The sequence below is a fragment of the Bartonella sp. MR110HLJHH genome (assembly GCF_042194225.1).
Lineage (GTDB): Bacteria > Pseudomonadota > Alphaproteobacteria > Rhizobiales > Rhizobiaceae > Bartonella > Bartonella grahamii.
Genome location: NZ_JBHIMQ010000101.1, coordinates 1 through 308 on the forward strand (window position 1 = coordinate 1; position 308 = coordinate 308).

The 308-nt window shown below is 35.1% G+C and carries 1 protein-coding gene; it reads right to left on the bottom strand.

All coding sequences use genetic code 11. The features are described 5' to 3' along the window. Window positions 1–54 precede the first annotated feature (54 nt). A partial coding sequence (locus ACFIKB_RS09600; protein ID WP_375653532.1) for a type II toxin-antitoxin system HicB family antitoxin occupies window positions 55–308 on the bottom strand: 254 nt, incomplete at its 5' end.

Here is a 308-nt window from a genome sequence, read left to right on the forward strand (position 1 = left end):
AGAGGTTTTCATAAGAATTAATTTTCTTTTAGTACGTATAGACTTTTAAAAGATTCAAAGTTTAGAGGAAATGTATCTGTTTAAACTCACACCATTTTCAGCGGCTTGTATTGCAAGTTTTCTATGGAGTTCTGGTGGTATTCTTAATTGAAACTTACCACTATATTTACCATGTGACAAAGGCACAGGAACTTCTTCTCCATTATGTTGCATGTCCTCAACAACTTCTGAAACAAGGTCCATAATACCTTTTAAAGCTTTCTCTGCTTGAGCATCTAACCATGAAAGGGATGGGAATTCTGCACACA